At 59.5% G+C, this 22244-nt stretch carries 23 protein-coding genes and 5 pseudogenes; 16 read left to right on the top strand and 12 right to left on the bottom strand.

Annotation, left to right across the window (positions count from 1 at the left end; genetic code table 11):
• Position 1: 1 nt before the first annotated feature.
• The 3 genes and pseudogenes from BJA_RS41870 to BJA_RS41855 all read left to right on the top strand — a co-directional run bounded on the left by BJA_RS41870 (position 2) and on the right by BJA_RS41855 (position 1704).
• Positions 2 to 550, top strand: coding sequence for a hypothetical protein (locus BJA_RS41870; protein ID WP_223153797.1), 549 nt, complete (start codon positions 2 to 4; stop codon positions 548 to 550).
• Between the two features lie 196 nt (positions 551 to 746).
• Positions 747 to 1237, top strand: a pseudogene (locus BJA_RS43490) (HK97 family phage prohead protease).
• A 101-nt stretch (positions 1238 to 1338) separates the two neighbouring features.
• Complete coding sequence (locus BJA_RS41855) at positions 1339 to 1704, top strand: hypothetical protein (RefSeq protein ID WP_014498622.1); 366 nt, start codon at positions 1339 to 1341, stop codon at positions 1702 to 1704.
• A gap of 3 nt (positions 1705 to 1707) precedes the next feature.
• On the opposite strand, the gene BJA_RS41850 is transcribed toward BJA_RS41855, so the two are convergent.
• Entirely contained in the window at positions 1708 to 1887 is a 180-nt protein-coding gene (locus BJA_RS41850; protein WP_071916953.1) for a DUF3892 domain-containing protein, read from the bottom strand.
• On the opposite strand from BJA_RS41850, the gene BJA_RS41845 reads away from it, so the two are divergent.
• On the top strand, positions 1865 to 3271 hold the full coding sequence (locus tag BJA_RS41845) for a hypothetical protein (RefSeq protein WP_011090961.1): 1407 nt from the start codon (positions 1865 to 1867) through the stop codon (positions 3269 to 3271). The genes BJA_RS41850 and BJA_RS41845 overlap by 23 nt on opposite strands.
• Positions 3272 to 3287: 16 nt before the next feature.
• A complete protein-coding gene (locus BJA_RS41840) occupies positions 3288 to 3491 on the top strand; it encodes a cold-shock protein (protein ID WP_011090960.1) in 204 nt (67 codons plus the stop codon).
• A gap of 385 nt (positions 3492 to 3876) precedes the next feature.
• On the opposite strand, the gene BJA_RS41835 is transcribed toward BJA_RS41840, so the two are convergent.
• The 3 genes from BJA_RS41835 to BJA_RS41825 all read right to left on the bottom strand — a co-directional run bounded on the left by BJA_RS41835 (position 3877) and on the right by BJA_RS41825 (position 6039).
• Positions 3877 to 4104, bottom strand: coding sequence for a hypothetical protein (locus BJA_RS41835; RefSeq protein WP_223153796.1), 228 nt, complete (start codon positions 4102 to 4104; stop codon positions 3877 to 3879).
• Positions 4105 to 4658: 554 nt separating this feature from the next.
• Positions 4659 to 4883 (bottom strand): hypothetical protein, encoded by a 225-nt coding sequence (locus BJA_RS41830; RefSeq protein ID WP_154694125.1) that lies wholly within the window; start codon positions 4881 to 4883, stop codon positions 4659 to 4661.
• An 871-nt stretch (positions 4884 to 5754) separates the two neighbouring features.
• Positions 5755 to 6039, bottom strand: coding sequence for a DUF3892 domain-containing protein (locus BJA_RS41825; RefSeq protein ID WP_011090958.1), 285 nt, complete (start codon positions 6037 to 6039; stop codon positions 5755 to 5757).
• Between the two features lie 307 nt (positions 6040 to 6346).
• Here BJA_RS41825 and BJA_RS42710 point away from each other — a divergent pair, with 307 nt between their 5' ends.
• Both BJA_RS42710 and BJA_RS41820 read left to right on the top strand, forming a co-directional pair.
• Positions 6347 to 6625 carry a hypothetical protein gene (locus tag BJA_RS42710; protein WP_014498626.1) on the top strand — a complete coding sequence of 93 codons (279 nt, stop codon included), beginning with the start codon at positions 6347 to 6349 and terminating at the stop codon, positions 6623 to 6625.
• A gap of 318 nt (positions 6626 to 6943) precedes the next feature.
• Positions 6944 to 7186, top strand: coding sequence for a hypothetical protein (locus BJA_RS41820; protein ID WP_014498627.1), 243 nt, complete (start codon positions 6944 to 6946; stop codon positions 7184 to 7186).
• Between the two features lie 3 nt (positions 7187 to 7189).
• Here the strand turns inward: BJA_RS41820 and BJA_RS41815 are convergent, their stop codons facing one another.
• The 3 genes from BJA_RS41815 to BJA_RS41805 all read right to left on the bottom strand — a co-directional run bounded on the left by BJA_RS41815 (position 7190) and on the right by BJA_RS41805 (position 8016).
• Positions 7190 to 7429, bottom strand: coding sequence for a hypothetical protein (locus BJA_RS41815; RefSeq protein WP_016846398.1), 240 nt, complete (start codon positions 7427 to 7429; stop codon positions 7190 to 7192).
• The gene (locus BJA_RS41810) at positions 7426 to 7659 is read right to left on the bottom strand and encodes a helix-turn-helix transcriptional regulator (protein ID WP_223153795.1); all 234 of its coding nucleotides are present in this window, start codon (positions 7657 to 7659) and stop codon (positions 7426 to 7428) included. Before BJA_RS41810 ends, BJA_RS41815 begins: the two co-directional genes overlap by 4 nt.
• A gap of 114 nt (positions 7660 to 7773) precedes the next feature.
• Positions 7774 to 8016 carry a helix-turn-helix domain-containing protein gene (locus tag BJA_RS41805; RefSeq protein ID WP_011090956.1) on the bottom strand — a complete coding sequence of 81 codons (243 nt, stop codon included), beginning with the start codon at positions 8014 to 8016 and terminating at the stop codon, positions 7774 to 7776.
• A gap of 67 nt (positions 8017 to 8083) precedes the next feature.
• Here BJA_RS41805 and BJA_RS41800 point away from each other — a divergent pair, with 67 nt between their 5' ends.
• The 3 genes and pseudogenes from BJA_RS41800 to BJA_RS41790 form a co-directional block, all read left to right on the top strand.
• Positions 8084 to 8341, top strand: a complete 258-nt coding sequence (locus BJA_RS41800; RefSeq protein WP_014498629.1) for a hypothetical protein — start codon at positions 8084 to 8086, stop codon at positions 8339 to 8341.
• Positions 8342 to 8988: 647 nt separating this feature from the next.
• Complete coding sequence (locus tag BJA_RS41795; protein ID WP_011090955.1) at positions 8989 to 13314, top strand: Ulp1 family isopeptidase; 4326 nt, start codon at positions 8989 to 8991, stop codon at positions 13312 to 13314.
• Between the two features lie 362 nt (positions 13315 to 13676).
• Positions 13677 to 13998: pseudogene (locus BJA_RS41790) on the top strand (DDE-type integrase/transposase/recombinase); the annotation flags it as partial.
• A 50-nt stretch (positions 13999 to 14048) separates the two neighbouring features.
• Here BJA_RS41790 and BJA_RS41785 read toward each other — a convergent pair.
• Positions 14049 to 14306 (bottom strand): WGR domain-containing protein, encoded by a 258-nt coding sequence (locus tag BJA_RS41785; RefSeq protein WP_011084508.1) that lies wholly within the window; start codon positions 14304 to 14306, stop codon positions 14049 to 14051.
• A gap of 569 nt (positions 14307 to 14875) precedes the next feature.
• On the opposite strand from BJA_RS41785, the gene BJA_RS41780 reads away from it, so the two are divergent.
• Entirely contained in the window at positions 14876 to 15097 is a 222-nt protein-coding gene (locus BJA_RS41780) for a hypothetical protein (RefSeq protein WP_014497999.1), read from the top strand.
• A 524-nt stretch (positions 15098 to 15621) separates the two neighbouring features.
• On the opposite strand, the gene BJA_RS41775 is transcribed toward BJA_RS41780, so the two are convergent.
• Positions 15622 to 15966 carry a hypothetical protein gene (locus BJA_RS41775; RefSeq protein ID WP_011084509.1) on the bottom strand — a complete coding sequence of 115 codons (345 nt, stop codon included), beginning with the start codon at positions 15964 to 15966 and terminating at the stop codon, positions 15622 to 15624.
• A gap of 156 nt (positions 15967 to 16122) precedes the next feature.
• Between BJA_RS41775 and BJA_RS41770 the strand changes: the two genes are divergently transcribed.
• The 3 genes from BJA_RS41770 to BJA_RS41760 are packed head-to-tail and all read left to right on the top strand — an operon-like array spanning position 16123 to position 17242.
• On the top strand, positions 16123 to 16521 hold the full coding sequence (locus tag BJA_RS41770) for a transposase (RefSeq protein ID WP_011090954.1): 399 nt from the start codon (positions 16123 to 16125) through the stop codon (positions 16519 to 16521).
• On the top strand, positions 16518 to 16874 hold the full coding sequence (gene tnpB / locus BJA_RS41765) for an IS66 family insertion sequence element accessory protein TnpB (RefSeq protein ID WP_011090953.1): 357 nt from the start codon (positions 16518 to 16520) through the stop codon (positions 16872 to 16874). The genes BJA_RS41770 and tnpB overlap by 4 nt, the downstream gene beginning before the upstream one ends.
• A 53-nt stretch (positions 16875 to 16927) precedes the next feature.
• Entirely contained in the window at positions 16928 to 17242 is a 315-nt protein-coding gene (locus BJA_RS41760) for a hypothetical protein (protein ID WP_011090952.1), read from the top strand.
• 35 nt (positions 17243 to 17277) lie between these two features.
• Here the strand turns inward: BJA_RS41760 and BJA_RS41755 are convergent.
• Positions 17278 to 18407 (bottom strand): IS3-like element ISRj2 family transposase gene (locus BJA_RS41755; RefSeq protein ID WP_085967575.1). Its coding sequence is split into 2 segments (ribosomal slippage): positions 17278 to 18155 and positions 18155 to 18407, totalling 1131 coding nucleotides; the frame shifts between segments, so codons are not numbered across the junction.
• Positions 18408 to 18495: 88 nt separating this feature from the next.
• Here BJA_RS41755 and BJA_RS41750 point away from each other — a divergent pair.
• Positions 18496 to 18735, top strand: a pseudogene (locus tag BJA_RS41750) (transposase domain-containing protein); the annotation flags it as partial.
• 129 nt (positions 18736 to 18864) lie between these two features.
• Here BJA_RS41750 and BJA_RS41745 read toward each other — a convergent pair.
• Positions 18865 to 19702: pseudogene (locus BJA_RS41745) on the bottom strand (helix-turn-helix domain-containing protein); the annotation flags it as partial.
• Positions 19703 to 19708: 6 nt separating this feature from the next.
• Positions 19709 to 20771 (bottom strand): annotated as a pseudogene (locus BJA_RS41740) (IS630-like element ISRj1 family transposase).
• Between the two features lie 420 nt (positions 20772 to 21191).
• Here BJA_RS41740 and BJA_RS41735 point away from each other — a divergent pair.
• Complete coding sequence (locus tag BJA_RS41735; RefSeq protein WP_016848546.1) at positions 21192 to 22244, top strand: KamA family radical SAM protein; 1053 nt, start codon at positions 21192 to 21194, stop codon at positions 22242 to 22244.

Raw genomic sequence — 22244 nt, 5'->3', positions numbered from 1 at the left:
GTTGAAGACGAAGACCACCGACGAATTCCGCGTCCCCAGCCTCGCGGAGGCCGACAGCTCGTACGCCGACCTGATCGCGAAACGCGTGGAATTGGAGCAGAGAGACTCTAAGCTCAACAGCGAGCGCTCGAAACTGCGCGGTAAGATCGAGGCGGGCAGGGCGGCTTTTGGGAAACATATCTCGCCCGGCGTGGCCGCGCTGCTTGGTGACGATCCTACTGACAGCATTGCCGATCTGTCGCGGCAGCTCCGCGAAGTCACCACGGAGATAGCAAACATCGAGTCAGCGCGGGAGGTCCTGCATAGGCGCACAGACGAAGCGCGGAACGTAGCCTCCAAGCTCGTGTGCTTCACCGTGATGCCAGAGTACCAGCGCCGTTTGGGTGCGGTATGTGAGGCCGCTCGCGCGTTGGAAGCAGCCAAGCCCGAGAAAAGCACGACGCGCTGCTGGACGATCTGGAGCGCGAGGATGTGCGCCTCGGTTATCTGCGGCCAGTGCGCGCGCACTTCTTGGGCGATCGGCGCGAAGGCCGCGCTTTTTACTTTTTGAAGGAAGTGAAGGAGGCGGGCCACAATGTCTAAGGGATCCGAACGCACTTCCGATGTGGCCGACCGAAAGCCAGTTCGGCGCCGTGTAAAGATGCCTGGCGAAAGCCGACACTCCGAGTGCTCGGACTCACCAGCCGTGATTGCGCGCAAGTTGATGCAAGCGAAACGCGAGAAACGATTGCGGGTGACGCAACGCAATGGCTGAAACCATCTCAGGATTCGCGATTTCCTGGAATCGGCCGGCCATCATCGCGGGGCTCTTCGAGGAACGCTTCGCGCGCGGCGCATTCGACAAGCACATCGCGCAAAATCCAGACGTCGCCGCGCTTTGCAGTCATGATGTCAGCAGGCCTCTGGGGCGCATCAGCAACGGCACCCTCAAACTACGTTCGGATAACGTCGGACTCTACTACTCGTTAGAGCCGCATCCTGATGCGCCTTTAGGGCAGGAGGCCTTGGCACTGTCAACGAGGTGAGCGTGTCGTTTACTCCAGTTGTCGAGGAGTGGGACGACGGTGGCGACATTCCGAAGCGCCTCATCACCGAGGCCAAACTTTTCGAGATCAGCTTGGTCCTGTGGGGAGCCTACGGCAAGGACACCTCAGCTCAGATCAGTCGAGCATCCAGCAACAACCAGGCAGCACGACGGCGCGTTGAAGCGAAGATGCGGGCCCGCGGCATCCTTTAAGCGCAGGGGGAGGGGTGGGTCAGATCCCTCCCACTGCCGCCACTAGCTACCGGCGGCCCCCCATTTCACGCGCATCTGCAATTCGGACCCCCAGGGGCAAAATGCCACGACCAAGAAAGCCGGCCGCCAAGGCGCTGGTTGAAGGCCGGCACATCATCAATGCTGGCCGCTATAAACGCAACGATCCAACCGGTGCCGAAATCGGCGCTCCACCCACTTGGCTAAACGAGCAACAGGCCAATGCATGGCGTGAATTCGCCAGCGAGTTGCCATGGCTCAATGCATCTCACCGTTGTCTTGTCTCCATCGCATCAGTCTTGCGCGCTCGCCTGCAAAGCGGCGCGGAGATGGGTACAAAATCGCTCAGCCTACTGAGGCTGTGCCTAAGCAGTATGGGCGCGACACCGGCCGATGCGAGCAAGATCAGTTGGGCGCCGGCAGAGGAGGCGGACGATTTACTTGACTAAAACTCACGGACACTCCGGCAGAGCTAGTAGGTTATCGTTGTAGTAGCCGTCAGCGTGAGTTCGAACATATTTTCCGTTCGGGCCGCTAACGACGCCAACGTCCGCGCGCTTACCGCCGACCAACGTAAAGAATGTATTGGTCCCGTTCTCGATCGATCGAATGACCTCCGATCTCGGCCACACCAACCACACGCCTCCGAATGCGACATACTGGCAATTGCTGGCGTCGAAGGGGGATGCTGGCGCCACGGGCTCAACCGGTGCTGCGGGGGCCAACGCCCCCACGTATGGCGGCACTTCGACCACGTCGCTCGCTATCGGCACCGGATCCAAAGCGTTCACCACGCAGGCCGGCCTCGCCTATCAGAATGGCGCTCGCGTGCGGGCTAGCTCGGCGGCGAACACGGCGAATTGGATGGAAGGCCTCGTCACCTACAGCGGCACGACGCTGACCATGACGTCCGACAAGACCGGCGGCAGCGGCACGCTCGCGGACTGGAACTTCAACGTGGTGGGCCAGCCTGGGGCTGGTGATCTGTCGAGCGCCAACAATCTGTCGGACGTGGCGAGTGCTCAAACGTCACGTGGCAATCTCGGGGTTCTGTCTCCGCCGCAAGGTCGCCTGACCCTGGTGAGCGCAACGCCCGTGATGACGACGACGCAGAGCGCCAAAACGACGCTGTACTATGCGCTCTACAACGGCAATCAGGTGCCAATCTATGACGGCACCAAACTCACGATGACGACATTTGCCGAGTTGTCGATCGCGACGACCGACATCACCAAGAACCCCGCGGCGATCGGCGCCAGCAAGGTCAATGACTGGTTTGTCTGGAACGACAGCGGTACGCTGCGGCTGCCTCACGGTCCCGACTGGACAAGCGACACGGTGCGCTCGGCTGGAACGGCGTTGGGCCAGGTCAATGGTATCTGGCTCAACAATCAAGCCATCACCAATGGGCCGGCAGCGTGGCGCGGAGGCACCACGCGCAGCAATGCATCGTCGCAACTTGATTGGATTCTTGGCGGTTCGGGGTCTGGCGGTGTGGCTGGGTACCTCGGCGTGTGGAATGCCTATAACCGCGTGACGGCATCCGCAGCGGCGATCGATAGCGGCCTCGCATACACCTATTCCAGCGCGACCGTGAGGCAGGCGAGAGCGTCCGCAGGCAATCAGGTGTCGGCTGTATTCGGGCTGGCCGAAGATGCGACGCAGATTTCGTATGCATCACGCATTGGTCTGGTCACGAACTCAGCAGCCGCGGTTTCCGGTATTGGCGTGGATGCGACCAACGTTTTCATTGGTCAGGGGGTTCTTGCAGGCGGACGAATACTACTCAGGTCGGTGGAGCAGCCGCGTACGCGGCTCCGCCACTATTGGGTTTGCACGTGTTCTCAGCCAACGAACAGGGCGATGGCACCAACGCCAACAACATCAACGTGGCAGGTCAGAACGCGCTTAGCGTCCTGGCGAGGATGTAAGATCGGTGCCACCCGTATGGCCTGCGGACGCGCGTCGCGACAAGCCATTCTTTTGTCGGAGTCGCGCACTACTTTTCATTTTTGAAAAATGGAGAAGTAAGGTGGCAATTGGGACAGTGAAGTGGTTCAACCCAACAAAGGGGTATGGGTTCATTCAACCGGATTCCGGCGGCAATGACGTCTTTGTCCACATCTCCGCGGTTGAGAAGGCTGGTTTTACTTCGCTCGCAGAGGGCGCAAAAGTCAGCTTCGACATCGTGAAAAATCGCGGAAAGGAGTCGGCGGAAAATCTACGAATCGAGTGATGCACCACCCATTGTGTTGCTCAACAGAAAGGCCGCAGTGGTACGCCGCTGCGGGCGGCCGAGGAGATCGATCGGAATCGGCCGATGGATAAGGCGCTATTGTTCGCGTGGGCGTGCGCTCTAATCCTCTTGGTACTGTTCGTCGCGCTGTACCTTCCTTGGTAGTAAGTTGCCGATGGCGACTCGCCACGGCGCTGCCTGCGATCCGAGACTGATTGCCAAGTCACCGCCCACAATCCTGGTAGTTGCTCTAGGGCATTCGTCCGGAGGATACGTTGCCCGGTCAGCTTCTCCCTCCCTTGAGGCTGACCGGGCGAAGTTAGTGGCGCGCGCGATAGGGACAGCGCTTTATCGGTCCACCCCAAAGCACCGAGTCACGTGGCCGCTAACGTTCCCGCTGTTTAGGTCGCGCGGCTGCCACCGTGAGCCCGGTGTGATCCTTGAGGCTATCGATTACCTTGAGCGCGGCTTCGAGTTCATCTCGAAGACGCTTCGTAATCCGCAGAATGCCGCTCGCGAGCTCCTCGCGGCTGATTTCTGCACCGTGAGCAACTTTTTCTTCGAGGTCGCGTATAGCTTCGTCGATCTTGTGCAGCGAGAATGTGCTAGGCATCATCCGGCTCCGTCCTGATTAAGGGGCCGGCATCCGCCGACCCGCAGCGTAAAAATGCGTCCGCTACACGGTTTAGTAAAGCGGGTGGTGTTGCGGGAAAATCTGTCCCCATCTCGCGTCTGAGCGCCTCGAATTCGGATAAGGTCGAAAGAGGGCAATCCGCCACCGCGTCCATTTTTGAGCAGATAACTTCAACCCGGGATCGCCAATCGGCCAGCTGTTCTTCAGTTCGCTGTGGCGCGTACGTGTCTTCTGCCGGTGTATGGCTTGGCCTACGGACGTAGTCCGTGAATGCTTGGATTGCCGCTACCACTTCGGTCCTAGGCACGGCGGTTACTCCTATGAGCGGAGCCAGCTCGAACATTTGCAGGCCGAGCACTTTGATATGGCATGCACGCGGGGGCGCGACAACCCACTGGTACTGGTAGGTGCTTCCAGTCCTTCTCAGCGATACTCCTTGGTGGCACCAGGGGGGAATTTTGGGCCCCTCGGGAGCAAAGGTGGCCAGCCCTGCCAATCCAAGGGGCGAAGGCTGGCCACCATCGCTTGCGACGTCACCACACAGGGTAGCTACAGGCCAATGGATGCACATATTCGAGCAGCAAATCACGTCCCTGCGGTCCCAAGCGCTTGCGGTGTTTGCAGCCAATCAGGCCAGCGCGGCCGATCAGTCTTTGAGCCAAGCAGATCGCCAAATCGCGACGTCTAATGCCGAGGAGGCTCGACAGCTTGAAACCCAACCTCGGGCCGAAGGAGGCGCGGAAGATCGCTGCACGCATACGCGCTCTTCTAGGAGAGCCGCGTGTGTGCCAACCGGTTCGGGTGGCATGCCTGTGAGACTTTCGCCAGCGCGCCCGCGCTGCTTGCGGTGTGCGGGTTAGTCATAAAAGGCACTGGGTGCGCTCGCGATAGCTGACGAAAGGGTGACGGACTGTCTTGCTTCAATCACGACCGACAGGCTGCCAGGACTCCAAGTCAGTCTCCGAAAGAGAGACCCCAGCACGGGCAGCATGCTGGGGCGAGACGTTGGGCTGACGCGAGCCAGAAATCGAGCCACGACTCGATCATTATGACCGTGTAAATGTAGAGCAGCATCACGCACCGGTCAAAATCGCACTGCATGACAGTAATCGGCGGTAGGATCTTCGTTCGCGCTTTGAGGTGCAATCCGAGCAAACGCGAGAAAACGGCAGTTGCTAATCGCGCATAAGCAAATCTCACGTCCTGAAAAACGACCAAGTTGCTATCGCAACCAAAGGCTGTCCACCGGAAAGAGACGGCTTCGCTCTCCGCAAATGTCCGGTGGTTGGCTAGGTGCGAGAGGTTTTACATCAAGCGACGTAAGGAGATTTGGGAGCAGGTGCAGGCAGAAATGGCCGTTGGAGAAAGTGCGAGAATTTCTCGCACTTTATCGAAGCCGAAACGGGCCGAGGGAATAAACAATTCGCATCTGCAGCAGGCCATCTCCACTGGTGCCGGTGCGGCGAGTCTCCGCGCCGTAGCCGATTGGAACGAGCGCAAATCGTTTGACGAGCGCCGCCGCGCTGGCGGCCCTGAAGCTCCGTGTCGGGATGCGCAGGGCGGCCGGAAGGAAAAAGCGTTAGCTCGCGGAAGGGGGGTCTTAGCCGTGGAGGCCGTCGCTAGTGGGGATCACGGGCACTCAGCCAGTGAAAGAAGATTGTCTGGCTGAACGCCGTCCGCCGTTGTCTTGATGTATTTGTGCCCGTTGTGTTCGGCCACGACCACGCCAGCCATGAGTCCGTCTTCTTCGACATAGAACTCCCATTCGCCGCTTTCAATGTCTCTGATCGTCTGAACGACAGACTGCTTCCATTGACTTCCGTTTGAATATTCACCTCCGACACTTTCAATCCTCTCGTGGGGATTCATCCTGTCGGTCTTATTGATGCAGCGAACGCGTGCGAGTTTAACCACAGGGCTCTCTCCTTCGTGCTGCAAAGGCTGGGTGACCAGTTTAGCGTTCAGTGGCGGCCCAGGCAGCCCAACCAATCCTGGTAGGGGCCCGGGAGGCTTTTCGCCGATACAACGCGAGGGCCCCCCGCGGGTTGATGCCCCCCCTCGGGGGCGGGGCGGTCAGTTTTGCAGCTCAAGGCGGTAAGGCTGACCACGGAAGTTAGTGGCGCGCGCGATAGGGACAGCGCTTCTTCGGTATGGAGGCGCCGAGTCACGTGGCCGCTAACTTCACCGCGGCGCGGGTGTGGCAGGGACAGCGTCGTTTCGCATGTTTCGCGACGCCGAGTCGCCCCCGCGCCCCCCCCAGGACTGTTGGGCTCAAAAGGCCGATGAGCGCCGCGAGGAACGATTCTACTGGATATGCGCGCGCATTACGCTAATTGATTTGGCCACATTTCCCCACTTAGGATTTGTGGCCGTCATCTGCATTTTTCTGATTCAGATAGTCGCACTTGCCGCCCTGGCCAGAAAATATGCTGATGAGAACATCGCGATAGCGATCGACAAAATCATCGCATCGATTTGCGACAGGTTCGGGTGGAAGTAGGGCGGCGAGATCCTATCCGTAAAAGCCAATCAAAAAACGGATAGCAAAAAACGCCCCTGCGACTACGGCTGCCGTGATGGCTATCGCGAAACCAACCCTAAAGCTTTCGCTCATCAGTTCCCCCTAGGCCGCAGGCACATCCCCCTCCGAAATTGCGTCTGCGGCCTCCGCTGCGACGGTCCGCAATCATGCCGGTCACTGCGGTAGGTGTGCGACTACAAATTCTTGTAGTTGACCAGTTCGTGTTCTCTGGGCTCGAATTGCTGTCGAGCGGACCCTACGCCAGTCGCGAGCCCAATCGCCGGATGGATTGTAGCCATGACGAATGAACCGGATGATCTCATCGGACGTATTGCTGAGATCGAACTAATTGCTGAGATCGAACTAAATGAATCGGCGGCGATCTGTGTTGAGCAGATGGACGACGAAATCACGCTCGTCATTGCAAGCATTGTCGGCGTTCACTTCCAAGTGACAGTGGAGCAGGCGCTTGAGTTGTCGCGGGCCTTAGCTGTAGCTGCGGAGAATGCGGAAAAATTCCGTAAGTCAGCCAAGACGTAGCGGCTACTTCTTAATCGAGTGCTCTTGCATAAACCGCGCGGCCCTAACGCGCGCTCGCTCCATCATGTCTTCCTTCGCTTTCGCAGTGGCAAGCTCTGATTCAAGCCGCTCGAAGATCGGGAGATAGACTTCACCGCCTTGTGGCGACTGATCCATTAGGATCGCAAGACAATCCAAGCAACGCTCCAGTGTATCGACCGTGATTGGTTCGTCACTGCGGATCGCGAACCGTTTGGTCATCATTCGCCTACGCTGTCCGCGTCAATAGGGAGCTTGCTCCGCTCCCACTCCAATAACTCGGATAGAAGCCAGAACCTGGTGCGGCCACCGAGGCGCGTCGACGGTTGCGGAAAGGCCGCATCGCGCATGCGCCGGAATAGCCAAGTGTTCGATACGCTGCCGTAGCGCTCGCGAACTTGCTTGGCGTTGAGATACTGATCTGTCGCGAGGGCGTTGAGATCAACGGTCGACACGGGCGCCACCGAATCGTTGCTGCCGCCGCACGCTGGAATGGGAGTGTGGCTTTACAATAGGGCAGCACCCACATCCCTATGGACGCGCCGAAGCGCCCCGATAGGTGTGGGCAGCTAGGCCTTCGGTTTCGCCAGCCTCACACCAGGGCCGCCATCGATCGATTGACCATCTGCCAGGAAGATGGCGCCGGCAGATTCGAGGGCGGCGCGGATGGCGGCTATCGAATGACCCGGTGCCGTCGCGTCGGTCTCAACCCTCGTCACGGTGTTTCTGTGCACACCCGATTTCTCCGCAAGGTCTCGAACGGTCCAGTTCAACAAACCGCGCGCCGCCCTAATTTGTGCACTTGTCACCATGGTTAATTCCTGTATAGTGCATTTGTCACCATAGAGGTGATAGATGCACAATAAAGGAACCCGCCCAATGCTGCAAGCCGCCTCATTTCCGTCCGCTGAACGACCCACCACCCTTTCGCAGTTTCTCTACACCCATCGCCGATTGACCGACCTGGCCCGTGGGCCGCTTCCCAGCGAGATCGTTGAGGAGATGACCCACACCGCATGCGGAATTGCGGAGAGGATCCTTGAGGCGCCCGCCGCAGACTGGCGGGATCTGAGCAAGAAAGCCCTGCTGCTGCTCGACGAATTGCCCTACGAGCAGGAGTGGCTCGATCGTATGTGAATGCGGATCGAAATTTGACCCCTCAATCAGTCTATCTCGTGGGCTAACGTCTTGATTTTTCAAGTGCCGGAAAAGTGACCCCGGCGCCGATCGGCGTCGGACCCCCGCGCCGATTCACAGAAGCATGCGAAAACCATCGAGGCTCGCGGCGAAGACGTTGTCCAGCCGCATCAAGAAGCCGGATATACGTCAGTAGTTGTGGCCGTCGATCCTGATCAAGTCGGTCGTTGCAATCGGGCGGGGTCCATATGGGGTCCGGACGCCGATCGGCGTCCCAAGTGCTTGATGGGTCAATGTTCAGCGTCGATTCACAAAGATGTTGGCTGGAGATAGTCCTCGCCGCGAAAGCTGGCCGTACGCCTCACCGATGAGGAGCAGTATTTTGTCTCTGAATCTTCGGTCTATCGGCTGTTGACGGCGAAGCGCGCAGGCACATGCGCCATGCTGTCTTGGCGCGGCAATTGTCGTCATCAGGTTCTCGACAGCTTCCCCATTTAAGTTTAACAAACATACAGGGCTGATCCCCTTGGAAGAACATCCGCTGCCGATGCTCACGGTGCGTGCCTGCCGGCGCTGTAAAGGGCGGTTTGTTGCTGATTGCCCGGCATGTCAGATCGATAGCCCAGGTTCATATTTGAAGAGGACGGATGGATTTCCCCTTGACCAAGTCGGTGCATGAACAATCGGGCAGCACGGGTCCGCAAGAGAGCTCACCCGCGGCTCCGTCTGCAGCCGCGGCGACCTTTGAGCGGCAATTGAGAGAGATCAGCAGTTCAGGTGTGGGTGGTGGAGCAATGCCGGCCGCCGCTGCGCTGCAGCCGGCTCAATCAACGGAGGTTTTGATAGGGAGGCAGTGCAATCAGATCCTTTACTCCGAGGATGCTCGCCTTATCTCGGGGCTTGAGAAGGCCCTTACGAAGGGCGGGGCCGCCAAAGGCACCACCAATAACTATTTACGTGTTCTTCGCGGCTTTGGCCATTGGCTCTCCGCAAATAACAAAAAGGGCATCTCTGCTCGGCTCGACGACAAAAAATCGCTGTCTCAAGATGCGCGCGAGTTCAGCGGAGAGGGTGAGCCCTGGAAACTTCTTACAGCAATAGGTCATCTCCGAAATTCGCAGTCGACCGGCGAAGTCGTGCCGATCACACGCCACGTTGAGGTAAATCCTTATCAGCAGGACGCGGAACTCATCAAAGAGTACCAAAACGAAGTAGCGTCAGAGATGGGCAAGAGGGATGCAACCGCTCTTCGCAATTTCAGCGACTACCTGCGTGACAACAACAAGAAGGGTATTGTTGGTCGGCTTCGCGGCGAGTTGTTAAATGAAGATGTTAAGAGCTATAAGAAAGTCTCCGCTTTTCGTTCGAAAATCGGTGTCGCGCTGGATCGTCTCCGAAAATCGTCGGCCGGCGCTAAGGCGATGGATCTCGAGCGCAATATTGATCCCGAAGACGCGGCCCTGAAGGAGTCGAGGCAGGTCGGCGACGCCGCTGCGCAGCACAGTTCGTCGCAGAAAGCTGGCAGTTGGCCAGAGGAATTGCTTCCTGCGGAAGGCCATGATCAGAATTTGCTTTTGGGGCCGATGGACGAACCCGGCGCGTCGTCCTCGGCGCCGCAGCCGACTCAGTCAACTGGGATTTTGAGAGGGAGGAGGAGACGGCCTCTTTATCCCGAGGATGCTGCCCTTATTTCGGGGCTTGAGAAGGCCCTCATCAAGGGCGGGGCCGCCGAAGGCACCGCCAAGGACCATGTACGTACTCTTCTCAGCTTTGGCCAGAGGCTCTACGCAAATAACAAAGATCCCATTGCTGCTCGGCTCGACGACGAAAAGTCACTGACCGCTGATGCGCGCGAGTTGTTCGAAAAGCGTCCCGCGACACTCCATAGGGCAATAGACCATCTCAGGACCTCGCGGTCGACGGGCGGAATCGTGCCGATCGCAGGCCGCACTGAGTTGCATCCTTATCCCCAGGACGCGGCACTCATCAAAGAGTACAAAAACGAAGTAGCGACAGATGCCGGCAAGAGGGATGCAACTGCTCTTCGCAATTTCAGCGACTACCTGCGTGACAACAACAGGCCGGGCATTGCTGCTGGGCTCGGCACGTCGTTTGATGGAGATGTCGAGAGCTATAGGAAGGTCGCCGGTGCTGATTCCAGGATTGGTGCCGCACTGGCTCGTCTCCGAAAATCGCAGGCCGGCGCTGAGGCGATGGAGCACGAGCGCCATATTGATCCCGAAGAGGCGGCCCTGAGGGAGTCGAGGCGGGTCGGCGACGCCGCTGCGCAGCACATTGCGTCGCAGAAGGGTGGCAGTTGGCCAGAGGAATTGCTTCCTGCGGAAGGCCATGATCAGGATTTGCTTTTGGGGCTGATGGATGAACCCGGCCCGTCGTCCTCGGCGCCGCAGTCGGCTCAGTCAACTTGGATTGTGATAGGGAAGAGGAAGCAGCCTCTTTATTCCGTGGATGCTCCCCTTATTTCGGGGCTTGAGAGGGCCCTCATCAAGGGCGGGTTCAGCAAATCCGCTGCCGAGCAGCACGGAGGTTCCCTTCGTAGCTTTAGCCGTTGGCTTTTCGCAAAAGAAAAACCGAGCATTCGTGATCGGCTCGACAATAAGTCGCTGACCGATGGCGGTGAGGTGCTCGAGTTCACCGGAGAGGGTAATCCAAAGAGACTCGTTCAGGCAATCGACTATCTCCGGACCTTGCGGTCGACGGGCGAAGTGCCGATCTCACGACGCGCTAAGCTGAATCCTCACCCCCAGAACGTGGCCTTTATCAATCCCGAAGACACGGTACTGATGGAGCCGAGGCGCGTCGACGCCGCCGCTGCGCAGCACAGCGCGTCGCAGGAAACTGGCCGTCGGCCAGAGGAGCTTCCCGCGGAAGGCCGCGATCAGGATTTGCTTTTGGGGCTGATGGACGAACCCCGCTCGTCGTCATCTCTCGAGCCAGCCGCGCGCCATGACCAGGCACCGGATCCCGGAGAGCCCGACCGCCAGCAGTCCCCGGACGAGCCGATGGCTGCGCTTGCCAGGAGCAACCGCCTGCCAAGCGAGGAGGTCCTCATCAACGATGAGCATGACACAGCTGAGTTGAGGCCAGCGAAGAGGCAGAGGACCCTAAACAATCCGCAAGGCGTTGCCGGCGAGCGGCAGCTGAGCGAGATCGCCAATTCAGGCGGCCAGCCGACACCGGCGCCTACCCATCAACAGGGTACGTCGTCATGGGAGACGCAGCCGATGCTGCTGCGGAGCGGCTACGAAGATGTCACGGCGCCGCATGCGGTCGCGATGTACGTCGGGGGCGCCGCTGCGCAGCACAGCGCGCGGCAGCGAGCTGTCAGTCGGCCATTGGTCCTCCCGGAAGGTTACGATCAGGATCTGCGCTTAATGGTGGAAGACGGCCCATCGTGGCCCGAGGTTCCTCCTGAGCAGGCGCAGGACATAGTCCAAGCTGGGCAGGAACCTGCCCGGCCGACCGTGGAAGCAGCGCCAACGCACTCTGCCAGGGCTCGCTCAAATACCTACGGCGGTATTGAGGTGTCGTTTAATCCGAATTCGCCCGCATCATTTGAGTTGCGTGACAATGCTTGGAGCCCGGCGCCTGGCTTTCCGCCGCCGTTTGCCGGGCCGGTACCGGGGCATCACCAGGGCGCTCAACAGCTCGGCTCGCCGCAGGGGCTTTCTCCGGTGTCCGCCCACTCGGACGATGACGCTTTGGCGTGGTTGAGCGAGGAGCTTGCGCGGCAGATGCAAGAACCGGCATCACCATCAACTGCCAGGGCTCAGGATCTCTATCGTGGATTTGAGGCACTCCTTGATCCGGATGTGGCCGAGTTGGATGACAGTGCTCACTTTGCGCCAGCGCCTTCTGCCAGGGCTTGCTCAGACACCTACGGCGGTCTTGAGGTATCGTTTAATCCGAATTCGCCCACATCATTTGAGTTGCGCGACAATGCTTGGAGCCGGGCGCCTGGCTTTCCGCCGCCGTTTGCCGGGCCGGTACCGGGGCATCACCAGGGCGCTCGACAGCTCGGCTCGCCGCAGGGGCTTTCTCCGGTGTCCGCCCACTCGGACGATGACGCTTTGGCGTGGTTGAGCGAGGAGCTTGCGCGGCAGATGCAAGAACCGGCATCACCATCAACTGCCAGGGCTCAGGATCTCTATCGTGGGTTTGGGGCACTGCTTGATCCGGATGCGGCCGAGTTGGATGACAGTGCTCACTTTGCGCCAGCGCCTTCTGCCAGGGCTCGTTCAGACACCTACGACGGTCTTCCATTGGTTGATCTGACCGCGCCCGCACCGTCCCCATTGCGCGACGATATCGTGCGGCGGTTTCCGATCACCTCCTCCGATGCTCAGATCGGGGCGTTGAATCCGATAGCCTTGTCCCATAACCGCGGGCTGGTGCTCGAGGACACGGAATGGCTGGGCGACGAGCATATCCTCAGGGATTACCAGCTTCAGGAGCTGGATTTGCAGAGGAGCGATTCGGATCTCGCCGCCCGGACGCGGTTCGTAGATCCCCTCGAAGCGCTGCGGCTGCGCCTGGGCGCGGAGAGCGACGTGCTACGCGTATTCCATCGCATCGTCCATGATCGGCGTGATAACGATACAGCCGACTTCCTGTTGCTGCCAGTGAACGATGCCAGTGCTACGGACCGCGGCAGGCATTGGTCGCTGCTGTTCGTTGATCGCAGCAACCGGCAACGGCCTGTCGCCTATCACTACGATTCCTACGGGAGATACAACGAGACGCATGCAAGACAACTCGCAGAAAGGCTGAACCTCGCCCTGCAGCCCGCCGGCATGGCCCAGCAGCAGAACACTTGTGATTGCGGCGTCTTTGTCGTGGACGGCACGCGGGAGCTGGTTAGGCAATTGGCGCAAGGACGGGAGCCAGACCAGCTGAACCTCAGCAACGTCGTTGCCAATCGGCAGGCACTGCAAGCGCGACTCAGGGGTTGATGTCGCCGTGGGCGGACCCTCGCGGCGCTTCTCTTTGAGCTTGAATGACGGCTGGAAGAAGTTCACCAGCAGGCGCGCCGCGGCGTAGAGACGTGCCATCACGCGGGCCGTCTCGCCCCCGTCGAAGCGCCCGTATCCGACGAGCCGCCGGACCACCGACAGCGCGATGCGGTTGTCGGCAAGGGCGAGCGCGCGACGCTGCGCTTCGGAAAGACCGGTCAGCTGACCGGCGCCTCGAGGAGACCGAGCTTTCGCGCGGCCAGGTATCGGCCTTCGCCCGCGATGATCGTGCCATCGCTGTCGACGAGCAGCGGGTACCGTCAAGTTAACGAATTGGAGCGGCCGAGGGGTAGACGACCGGCATGCCGACCGCCCGGGACCCTCTTTATCGCCGCCATCGCTTCCCATCGGAAGTGATCAGCTATGCCGTTTGGTTGTATTTCCGGTTTCCCAGCGGCTCATGAAGAAGCTCTTGAAATCCGCCGGCACGCCGCCGCGCGTGATGATCACGGACAAGCGTTCGCACGGCGCTGCGAGGGCGAAGATGGGCTTTTTCGTCGAACATCGCCAGCACAGAGCTCTCAACAATCGGGCTGAGAATTCTCATCAGCCGACGCGGCAACGCGGCGGATCATGAAGCGTTTCAAATCGTCCCGTCAGGCTCAACGGTTTCTGTCACTTCACGTTCCAGGCATCGTAAGTGGATCCGTAATCCCCGGGAAATTGACGAAACCTCAGACTCTCTCCTCAGCAGAGGTGTATCCGCGCCTGCGCTTGGCGCGCTCCAGCCGTCCGAATGCTTCGCCCGCTTCAGCGCTGGCATCGAAAGTCTGCACCATCGTCTGGCCGGTCGTGCCGATCCGGCCCCAGTCGCGGATCAGCGAGACCCCGCCGAACAAGGTCGGTTGGATCGAAAGCAAGTAAAACCGCCGCATGTTGCGGGTGGTGTCGATGCGGCGAAGGTGAAGCGGCCCTAGCTTAAGGTTCGGCATGCATGGATTCTCGCTTCCTGTGGAAGCGAGGTCCAATGCTTTCTATGAATCGATCAGGGCCAAACGATTCATTCTCTCGCTACATCAATTGCACCAGGCGGGTGTCTTCGGACTGTGGCGATGATGTGGAGGCTCCACGGCCCGATTTGAACCCCACCGTCTCGCGGCAAAACCGAGACCGCAGTCTGAACTGATCGAGAAGCTCACTGAATCGCGCCGGAGCTAGGTCCAAGCATTGTCGATCCAGCAGCCTCAGCAAGGTTTGAAAGCTGACTAGGTGACATCGGTGCAGCCGTTGAGCGATCGACGGAGCAATTGCGGACGAACGGGAAATCGAAGTCCGGACACGGGTGAATTATGGAATGACACCCGGGCACTTCTTTGCCGGTGCTGCTGCAGAGAATCAAGCGCGCGATGTGGTCGGACATCGCCGACCTGCGTCTGGCAGCCCGACCAACCTTATGGGGTGTTGAAGAAGCGCGCGGCCTCTTAAAGGCCGCATTCTCTGTGGTAGGGCAGTATCTGAAAGCGCGTATGGCCGCGCAACCTGAGGCGAGAGGAGGATTCCGATGTTCGAGGCTAAAGACTATCGCGTGTGCTGCCATCACTTTGTCACCCCGACCGACCGCGCCGTCTACCCGGCGCAAGAGCCCTTACTAACCTACTCTGAGGCCCTCCGGCAGGTGCAGACCGAGCAGGCCAAGGGCTACATGGTGGCCTGGGTCATCGATCGCACCGGAGCAGGCGCCACCAATGAGATTGGTGGTTCGAACGCATCGGTTCGACGTTGATCGTAAGCGCAGCTCTGGCCCTTGGATTGGCGCTTGACGTCTGTTTTGATTACGGTGTGAGCCGGCACGGCTTCCACTTTTCCGACAACGTTGACGCTGGCCTCAAGCGCCTGCCTGTCGTCGAACCACTTTTTAGAGCTTGATCACATGATCGCAGCCGCGCCGAAGATCGAAGAGGCTGCAATGCCGTTTCCACGCCGAGTCACAAGCAGAAGAAACTCAACCAGGACTCGCGCTGGTCAGCGTCATCAGAAACTGTGCACGCTCGACAGGACGATCGAGCCAGTGCGTCGAGGTCTATTCCTGCATAGGAGGACGCGGCGAGGCGGCGGGAAAGTTGGAAGGTTGGGATCCAGCAAGGTCCCGATTCGCGCGCTGTACCTCGGCGGTCCCAAACACGAGGACGCAGAGAGGTCTGTTTTGGGCGCGGGATTTTGGCTGGGACACGAGCCCGTCAGAGCGTTGCCGCCGCCGCTCTGAAATGGTCGGGAAACCTTCCGATCGTGCGAGACTCTTATCTAACCTCACTTGTGATCCGCTCCCCTCGAGACTTTTGGAAGATATCCCAACTGCCGTTCCAGAGCAGCTAAGGTTCGACGGGCCGAATCCAATCTCGCAGTCGCCTCGACCAGGTCGGCCCATGTTTTATCCGACCGTGCAACCGCCGTGGAGCCGGTCTCAAACAGGTTGTTGTTGAGATGCGGGGCCGCTTCGCCTCGCAGGGCACGCTCCAAATCGAGCAGGGTGCTCGTCAGCGCTCGATGCGCGCACGCGTCCTCTCGTTCCAGGTTTTCCGCCACGTCGAGCGCCGCACGATAGTGTCGTATCGCTGCAACGACTCTGCTCTCGAGGTCGGGCTCATCGCTCATCTGCTTTTCTCTCCACGAATCTTTGAGCAATTTGTGTCGGTCTGAACGAGCAAAAATTGTAAGCGGAGCTTTTCTCCCATTTGATTGACTGGTTTCGCTTCGGCTTTCGCTCTGCGATCCTTGGCTTGTCAGAGAGCCGAGAGGAGACTGAAGGCGATGGAACAATCGGGGGAGGAAGCCGAAGCTGATGGCTTTGTGGGGAAGCTTACGCGCCGGACGCGTTCTGGATGCCGGTTATGGTCTGCGGAGATCAAGGGGCGCGCTGTTTTCGAGAGCATGAAGCCCGACGCCCGGGTATGTGATGTCGCACGGCGTTATGGTGTGAAGGCCCAGCAGTTGACGACGTGGCGCAGATTGGCGCGTGCTGGCCGGCTCGCATTGGTCACGGACGACGCGGCGGATTTCGTGTCGATCGAGCTGAGCGATCCAGTGGCGTCAGGCAAGAGCGAGGGGCCCGTCGAGATTACGATTGGCAAGGTTTCGGTCCGCCTGGATGCGGACGTGTCGGCGGTGCGGATCGCGGAGATCGTGACTGCGATCGAGCGCGGCGCATGATCATTCCGGCGCAGGGACTGCGGATTGTGCTTGCTGTGCGTCCTGTTGACTTCCGGTGCGGGCACGACGCGCTGGCCGGTCTTGTGCAAAACACGCTTGGGCTCGATCCGCATTCGGGCCTGATCGTGGTTTTTCGTTCGAAGCGCGCCGACCGGCTGAAGATTTTGCTATGGGACGGCACGGGCCTCGTTTTGGTCTACAAGCGCCTTGGCCGCGATGGTCGTTTCGAGTGGCCGCAGATCAGCGACGGCGTCATGCATCTGACGCGCGTGCAGTTCGAAGCGCTGTTTGAAGGGCTGAACTGGAAGCGAGTGGGCGAACGGATTGTCGCGACGCCAGCTGCGGCGAACTGACTCAGACCCGACAACCTGTTTCGCGCGGGGCTTTGGGATGATAGCTTGCGGATGTGCCGCCGTCCCCCATTGATCCCGCCCGTCTTGCAGCGCTGCCCGCCGATTTGCGCGCGCTCTTCCGCGCGCAGGAAGCGATGATTGAAGCCGAGCGTCGTCGCGCAGACGATGAATGCTCGGCGCGCCTTCATGTCGAGAGTGAACTGGCTGCGTCCAAAGAGAGCGTCGAACGCCTCGAACTGCTCGTGAAGGAGTACGAGAGAGCTGGCCCCGGTTGTTTGGACAGCGCCGCGCTGGATTTAAGTGGATTCCTGCCGGGTTATGCTGAACGCGGGGCTTTACGATTTTGTCGTTGCGTCGGGAGGGCGTAGCCCGACCAGAGCGACGACAAAATCGTCGGCGACGGTCATGCGGCCATCACCATAGCTTGCGTGCCGAAGTAAGCCTCGTCGGGCGTGCGCCCGTCAAGGCTCGAGTGAGGGCGTCCCTGATTGTAGAAGGCCAGATACTTGGCAATTGACGCTCGCGCCTCGGACACGCTGTCGTAGGCGCGGAGATAAACTTCTTCGTATTTGACCGTGCGCCAGAGCCGCTCGACAAACACGTTGTCGCGCCAGGCGCCCTTGCCGTCCATGCTGATGGCGATCTTCGCGTCCAGCAGCACATCGGTGAACTCGAGGCTGGTGAACTGGCTGCCCTGATCCGTGTTGAAAATCTCGGGTCTGCCGTGCTTCGCCAACGCCTCCTGGACCGCTTGGACGCAGAAGGCCGCCTCCATTGTGATCGAGACGCGATGGGCCAGGACCCGTCGGCTGAACACATCGACGACCGCCGCGAGATAGACGAAGCCACGCCGCATCGGAATGTAGGTGATGTCCATTGCCCACGCATGGTCGGGCCGCTCGATCTTCAATCCGCGCAACAGGTACGGGTAGATCTTGTGACCCGGAGCCGGCTTGCTCGTGTTCGGGCGACGATAGACCGCCTCGATCCCCATGCGCTTCATCAGCGTCGCGATGTGGCGGCGACCGGCGTATACCCCCTCCCGCCGCAGCAACGATCGCAGCATACGCGCTCCCGCGAAGGGATAATCGAGATGCAGCTCATCGAGCCGACGCATCAAGGCAAGGTCCTCGGCCGAAACTGGCCGAGGTTCATAGTAGACCGTGCTGCGAGCCAGCTTCAGGACCTTCGCCTGGCGCACGATAGAAAGATCATGACCGCGGTCGATCATCGCTTTGCGCTCAGCAGGCCCGCCTTGGTGAGCGCGCCGGACAAAAAATCGTTTTCCAACGCCAGCTCGCCGATCTTGGCATGTAACGCCTTCAAATCGACCGGCGTCTCGGCCGATGTCTTGTCATGCCCAAACACGCCGGCGGCGCCTTCCAGGAGCTGGTTTTTCCAGATCGTGATCTGGTTCGGATGAACATCAAACAGTTGCGCCAGCTCCGCCAGTGTCTTGTCTCCTTTGACCGCAGCCAAAGCAACCTTCGCCTTGAATGCCGGAGAATGCGTCCGGCGGCTCTTCTTCGTCATCTTCGCTCCTGATTCGCAGCAAGAATCCTCGCCGCTGTCAGGCAGAAAATCCACTCAAGCTACTGTCCGAATTTGCGGGGCCAGCTCTCTCGACGATGGTTGCGTTGAGTTGGACACCAATCCCGTCGAAAATCAAATCAGGCCGCTGACTCTGACGCGTAAAAATAGTTTATTTGCTGGTCACGACGAAGGTGGTCGTTCATGGGCGCGCATAGCTTCGCTCATCGCCACCTGCAAAATCAACAGCGTGGAGCCCTACGTCTGGATGAAAGCGACGCTCAAAGCGATCGCAACCGGTCACCCGCAGTCCCGGATCGACGAGCTGGTCGTTCGGCCGCACCTCGTAATTCTCCGTCGTTGCCGCCTCCATACCCCCCGCCAACGATTTGCAAACACGTTGATCAACAGACTGCAATCCCCACGCCAAACCTTTGCGAATGGGACGCGAACGTCGCTTACGGTTCTTCAGCGTCTGATGCCAGCGCTCGATCTTTCCCTGGGTCTGAGGATGGTACGGAGCGCCGCGCACGTGCTGCATGCCCTTCTGGTCGAGCCACTCGGCCAGATCATCCGCCACGTAACTCGAACCATTGTCGCTGAGAAGCCTTGGCCGGTGCGCGACGGCGCCGTCGTCTTGTCCTTGATCTCGTTCGCGGCCTTGATCACCACATAGACCGGGCTGGTGATGAGGTCATGCGCCTTCAGCAGCCGATAGACCGACGCCTCGGATACAAAGTACTTTCGTTCGTCGGTGAACCGCACGGCCAGCTCGCGTGGCGACAGCTCAGGTAACTCCAGCGCCAGGTCGATGATCTAGCCCCGCACATCGTCCGGGATGCGGTTCCAGACCCGGTCTGGTCGAGACCGATGATCGGCCAGAGCGGCGATGCCGCCCTCGCGGTAACGATCATGCTAGCGATAGAATGTGGCGCGCGGGATCCCGAGCTTGTCCAGCGTGCGCTTGGCCGGAGGTGCGATTGCTCGACCAAATGGATGAATCTCGGCCTTCTCTGAGGCGGGATACCTCATGCCTCGTCCTCCCCATCTCCGTTCATACTTTTTTTGAGCAGACGGTTCTCCAGCGTCAGATCGGCGACGGCCTCCTTCAAGGCGCCGGCCTCCCGGCGGAGGTCCTTCACCTCGCCGGAGGTCGCAGCTCGTGCCGTGTCGCCGGCCAGGCGGCGCTTGCCGGCCTCGAGAAACTCCTTGGACCAGCCGTAATAGATCGAGGCGGCAATGCCTTCTCGGCGACAAAGCTCGGAGATGTTCTCCTCGCCGCGCAATCCTTCTAGTACCCGGAATCAGAGCTGAGTGATACGGCGGCCTTTGAAACGGCGTTGACGGACCTTTTTCTTGGTCCAGACGAAGGGCTCGGCTCTGTCGTTGTATGCGTTGACGTAGGCATCGATGTGTTCCTGAAGCTGCTTGAGGCTCGTGAAGGAGGTGCCGCTGAGCGACTGCCCCTGCAAGGGAAAACCATACTTCGACCTGATTGAGCCATGACGCACTTGTCGGCGTGAAATGAAATTGCACGTTGGGGTGGGCCTTGAGCCAGTCCTCGTTCTTTTTATGGGTGTTGAGGTTGTCGAGGATGACGTGAAGCTTGCGGTTCGGAAAAGCCGCGGTGACGCTGTTCATGAAATCGAGAAACTCGACGCGGCGCCGGCGTTTTGAATGGGTCGCGATGATCTTTCCGGTGGCGACTTCGAGCGCCGCAAACAATGTTGTGGTGCCATGCCGCTTGTAATCGTGGCTTTGGCCGGTCAAGGCGCGGCCATTGGGCAACTTCAGATAACCCTGCGCTCGCTCCAAAGCCTGGATCGAGGGCTTCTCGTCCACGCACAGCACAATGGCCTTCGCCGGCGGCGCGACATAGAGGCCGACAACATCGGCGGCTTTGGCCGTAAAGTTCGGGTCGTTGCTCTCGCACCAGGACTTGCGAGCCACCAGGTCAATCTTGTGGCTGCGCAGGAACCGCCAGACATATTGGACATCGACATCGCCCAGCGCCTCGGCCAGCAGGGGGCCGGTCCAGCGCGCAAACCCTTGCGGTGGCGGCTTATCCAGCAGCTTCAGAATCCGCTTGTCGGTCGTCTTCGTATAGATCGGCTGCTTGCCAGGCCGCGGCTTGTCTTGCAGCCCTTCAAGGCCATGGTCGGCATAGCGATGCCGCCAAAGGCTGACAATCCGCGGCTGGACCCCAACTTCCTTGGCGATCGACCGGGTGCTGCGCCCATCCGCCGCCAACAGAACTATCCGCGCCCGCTTCAAATCGCGCTGCAACGTCACCGGTGAGCGACAGCACGCCTCAAGCACCTTGCGATCTTTCCTCGAAAGGTGGACTTCTCTTGCTTCGGGTATCATCCCGACCTTGAATCACGACTCACGTTCCAAGAAAAGTGGGTACTAGTATTCACTCGCGTCCGGCTGGTGACACAATGTCGGCAACCCGACTCTGCGTCTCGTGCTGCGCAGAAGAGACGCATCATCCTATTGTCATTGAAGCTTAACTACACAGAGTCTCTGGTGGCACATCAATTGCTAGTCCAGACTTTGCCCGGGGATCAGTTCCGGTCCACGCGCTGGGGAGAATCAGCTATGACGAACAAGATGCTAGGCCGATCTGCGCAAGCTCGCGTCGCCACCGGAAGACGTCCGGTGGTCGAGATACCGTCCTCATCACAAGATCAACAAGGAGTTGTTCATGCTGACAACCCCGGAGGCGCGGGTTTGCGCACCTCATCACGGCCTATCGCGCACGGCCTGCGGCCGCACACCGCGGTCATGAATTTCATCGAGGGCGCGCGCGCCATTACCGAGAGTGAGCTGCAAGCCAACAACATCACGCAGTATCACGCCACAAATTTTTATCGCGATCAGATCACCAACAGTGGCTACTACGACCAGCTTAAATACATTGTAGAGCCCACAATTGCTGAGTTCAAGAGTCCCGGAAGTCTTGACACCAGCGGCGAGCATGACAATACCGTCGTGCCCGGGCTTCAGCACAAATACGCGCAGACCGGTCTGCTGCTGGTAACGGACCGTTGCGCGTCCTATTGCCGTTACTGCTTTCGCAAACGCATCGTCGGCAAGGACTCCGATGAGATCGCGCCCGATTTCGCCCGGGTCGCGCAGTATATCGCCGGCCATCCTGAGATGACGAACGTGCTGCTATCTGGAGGCGACCCGTTCGTGCTCAGCACCGCTAAGCTCGGCAAGATTCTTGATCATCTGCTACCGATCCCGCACTTGGAGTCAATTCGATTCGGCACAAAAATAGTCGCCTTCGCACCCAGGCGGTTTGAGGATCCCGCACTCCCGGCGTTGTTCCGGCGGATCAGTGAAGCGGGAAAGACCGCAGTGATCGTCGCGCATTTCGACCACATCGGCGAGATCTCGGTCGATGCGGAGCGCAACATTCGCGCGCTACGCGCACAGGGCGTGCAGTTTCTGAATCAGTCCGTGCTTCTGGCGAAAGTCAACGACGATCCCGAAATCTTGGCGGCGACCTTTGCAAAGTGTCACCAAATGGGCGTCCGCCCTTATTATCTTTTTCAAGGCAGGCCGGTGAAAGGCGCATCGCACTTTCAGGTCTCGCTGCGGCGCGGTATAGAGATCGCGCGCGGCATCAACCGACGTCTCAGCGGTATCCAGAAGACGTTCAAATACATCATGTCCCATTACACGGGGAAGATCGAGGTTCTCGACCTTGGTGCCGATGGCCGCGTGTATATGCGATATCATCAAAACAAGATTCCCGAAGAACTCGGAAAGGTCTTTTCCCGGCGGCACGTCGAGGGCGCCTGCTGGTTGGACGATTTGCCCGAAGGCTGA

This window comes from Bradyrhizobium diazoefficiens USDA 110 (genome assembly GCF_000011365.1).
GTDB lineage: Bacteria > Pseudomonadota > Alphaproteobacteria > Rhizobiales > Xanthobacteraceae > Bradyrhizobium > Bradyrhizobium diazoefficiens.
The sequence above is the reverse complement of the archived record's forward strand: the minus strand, read 5'-3'. Positions and strand labels throughout refer to the sequence as shown.

Coding starts and splice junctions, on each gene's coding strand:
- BJA_RS41855 (WP_014498622.1), top strand. CDS start 1,339: ATGCCACGACCAAGAAAGCCGGCCGCCAAGGCGCTGGTTGAAGGCCGG.
- BJA_RS41845 (WP_011090961.1), top strand. CDS start 1,865: ATGACCTCCGATCTCGGCCACACCAACCACACGCCTCCGAATGCGACA.
- BJA_RS41835 (WP_223153796.1), bottom strand. CDS start 4,104: ATGCCTAGCACATTCTCGCTGCACAAGATCGACGAAGCTATACGCGAC.
- BJA_RS41830 (WP_154694125.1), bottom strand. CDS start 4,883: ATGCGTGCAGCGATCTTCCGCGCCTCCTTCGGCCCGAGGTTGGGTTTC.
- BJA_RS42710 (WP_014498626.1), top strand. CDS start 6,347: ATGTTTCGCGACGCCGAGTCGCCCCCGCGCCCCCCCCAGGACTGTTGG.
- BJA_RS41820 (WP_014498627.1), top strand. CDS start 6,944: ATGACGAATGAACCGGATGATCTCATCGGACGTATTGCTGAGATCGAA.
- BJA_RS41815 (WP_016846398.1), bottom strand. CDS start 7,429: ATGATGACCAAACGGTTCGCGATCCGCAGTGACGAACCAATCACGGTC.
- BJA_RS41805 (WP_011090956.1), bottom strand. CDS start 8,016: ATGGTGACAAGTGCACAAATTAGGGCGGCGCGCGGTTTGTTGAACTGG.
- BJA_RS41800 (WP_014498629.1), top strand. CDS start 8,084: ATGCTGCAAGCCGCCTCATTTCCGTCCGCTGAACGACCCACCACCCTT.
- BJA_RS41795 (WP_011090955.1), top strand. CDS start 8,989: ATGGATTTCCCCTTGACCAAGTCGGTGCATGAACAATCGGGCAGCACG.
- BJA_RS41785 (WP_011084508.1), bottom strand. CDS start 14,306: ATGCCGAACCTTAAGCTAGGGCCGCTTCACCTTCGCCGCATCGACACC.
- BJA_RS41780 (WP_014497999.1), top strand. CDS start 14,876: ATGTTCGAGGCTAAAGACTATCGCGTGTGCTGCCATCACTTTGTCACC.
- BJA_RS41775 (WP_011084509.1), bottom strand. CDS start 15,966: ATGAGCGATGAGCCCGACCTCGAGAGCAGAGTCGTTGCAGCGATACGA.
- BJA_RS41770 (WP_011090954.1), top strand. CDS start 16,123: ATGGAACAATCGGGGGAGGAAGCCGAAGCTGATGGCTTTGTGGGGAAG.
- tnpB (WP_011090953.1), top strand. CDS start 16,518: ATGATCATTCCGGCGCAGGGACTGCGGATTGTGCTTGCTGTGCGTCCT.
- BJA_RS41735 (WP_016848546.1), top strand. CDS start 21,192: ATGAATTTCATCGAGGGCGCGCGCGCCATTACCGAGAGTGAGCTGCAA.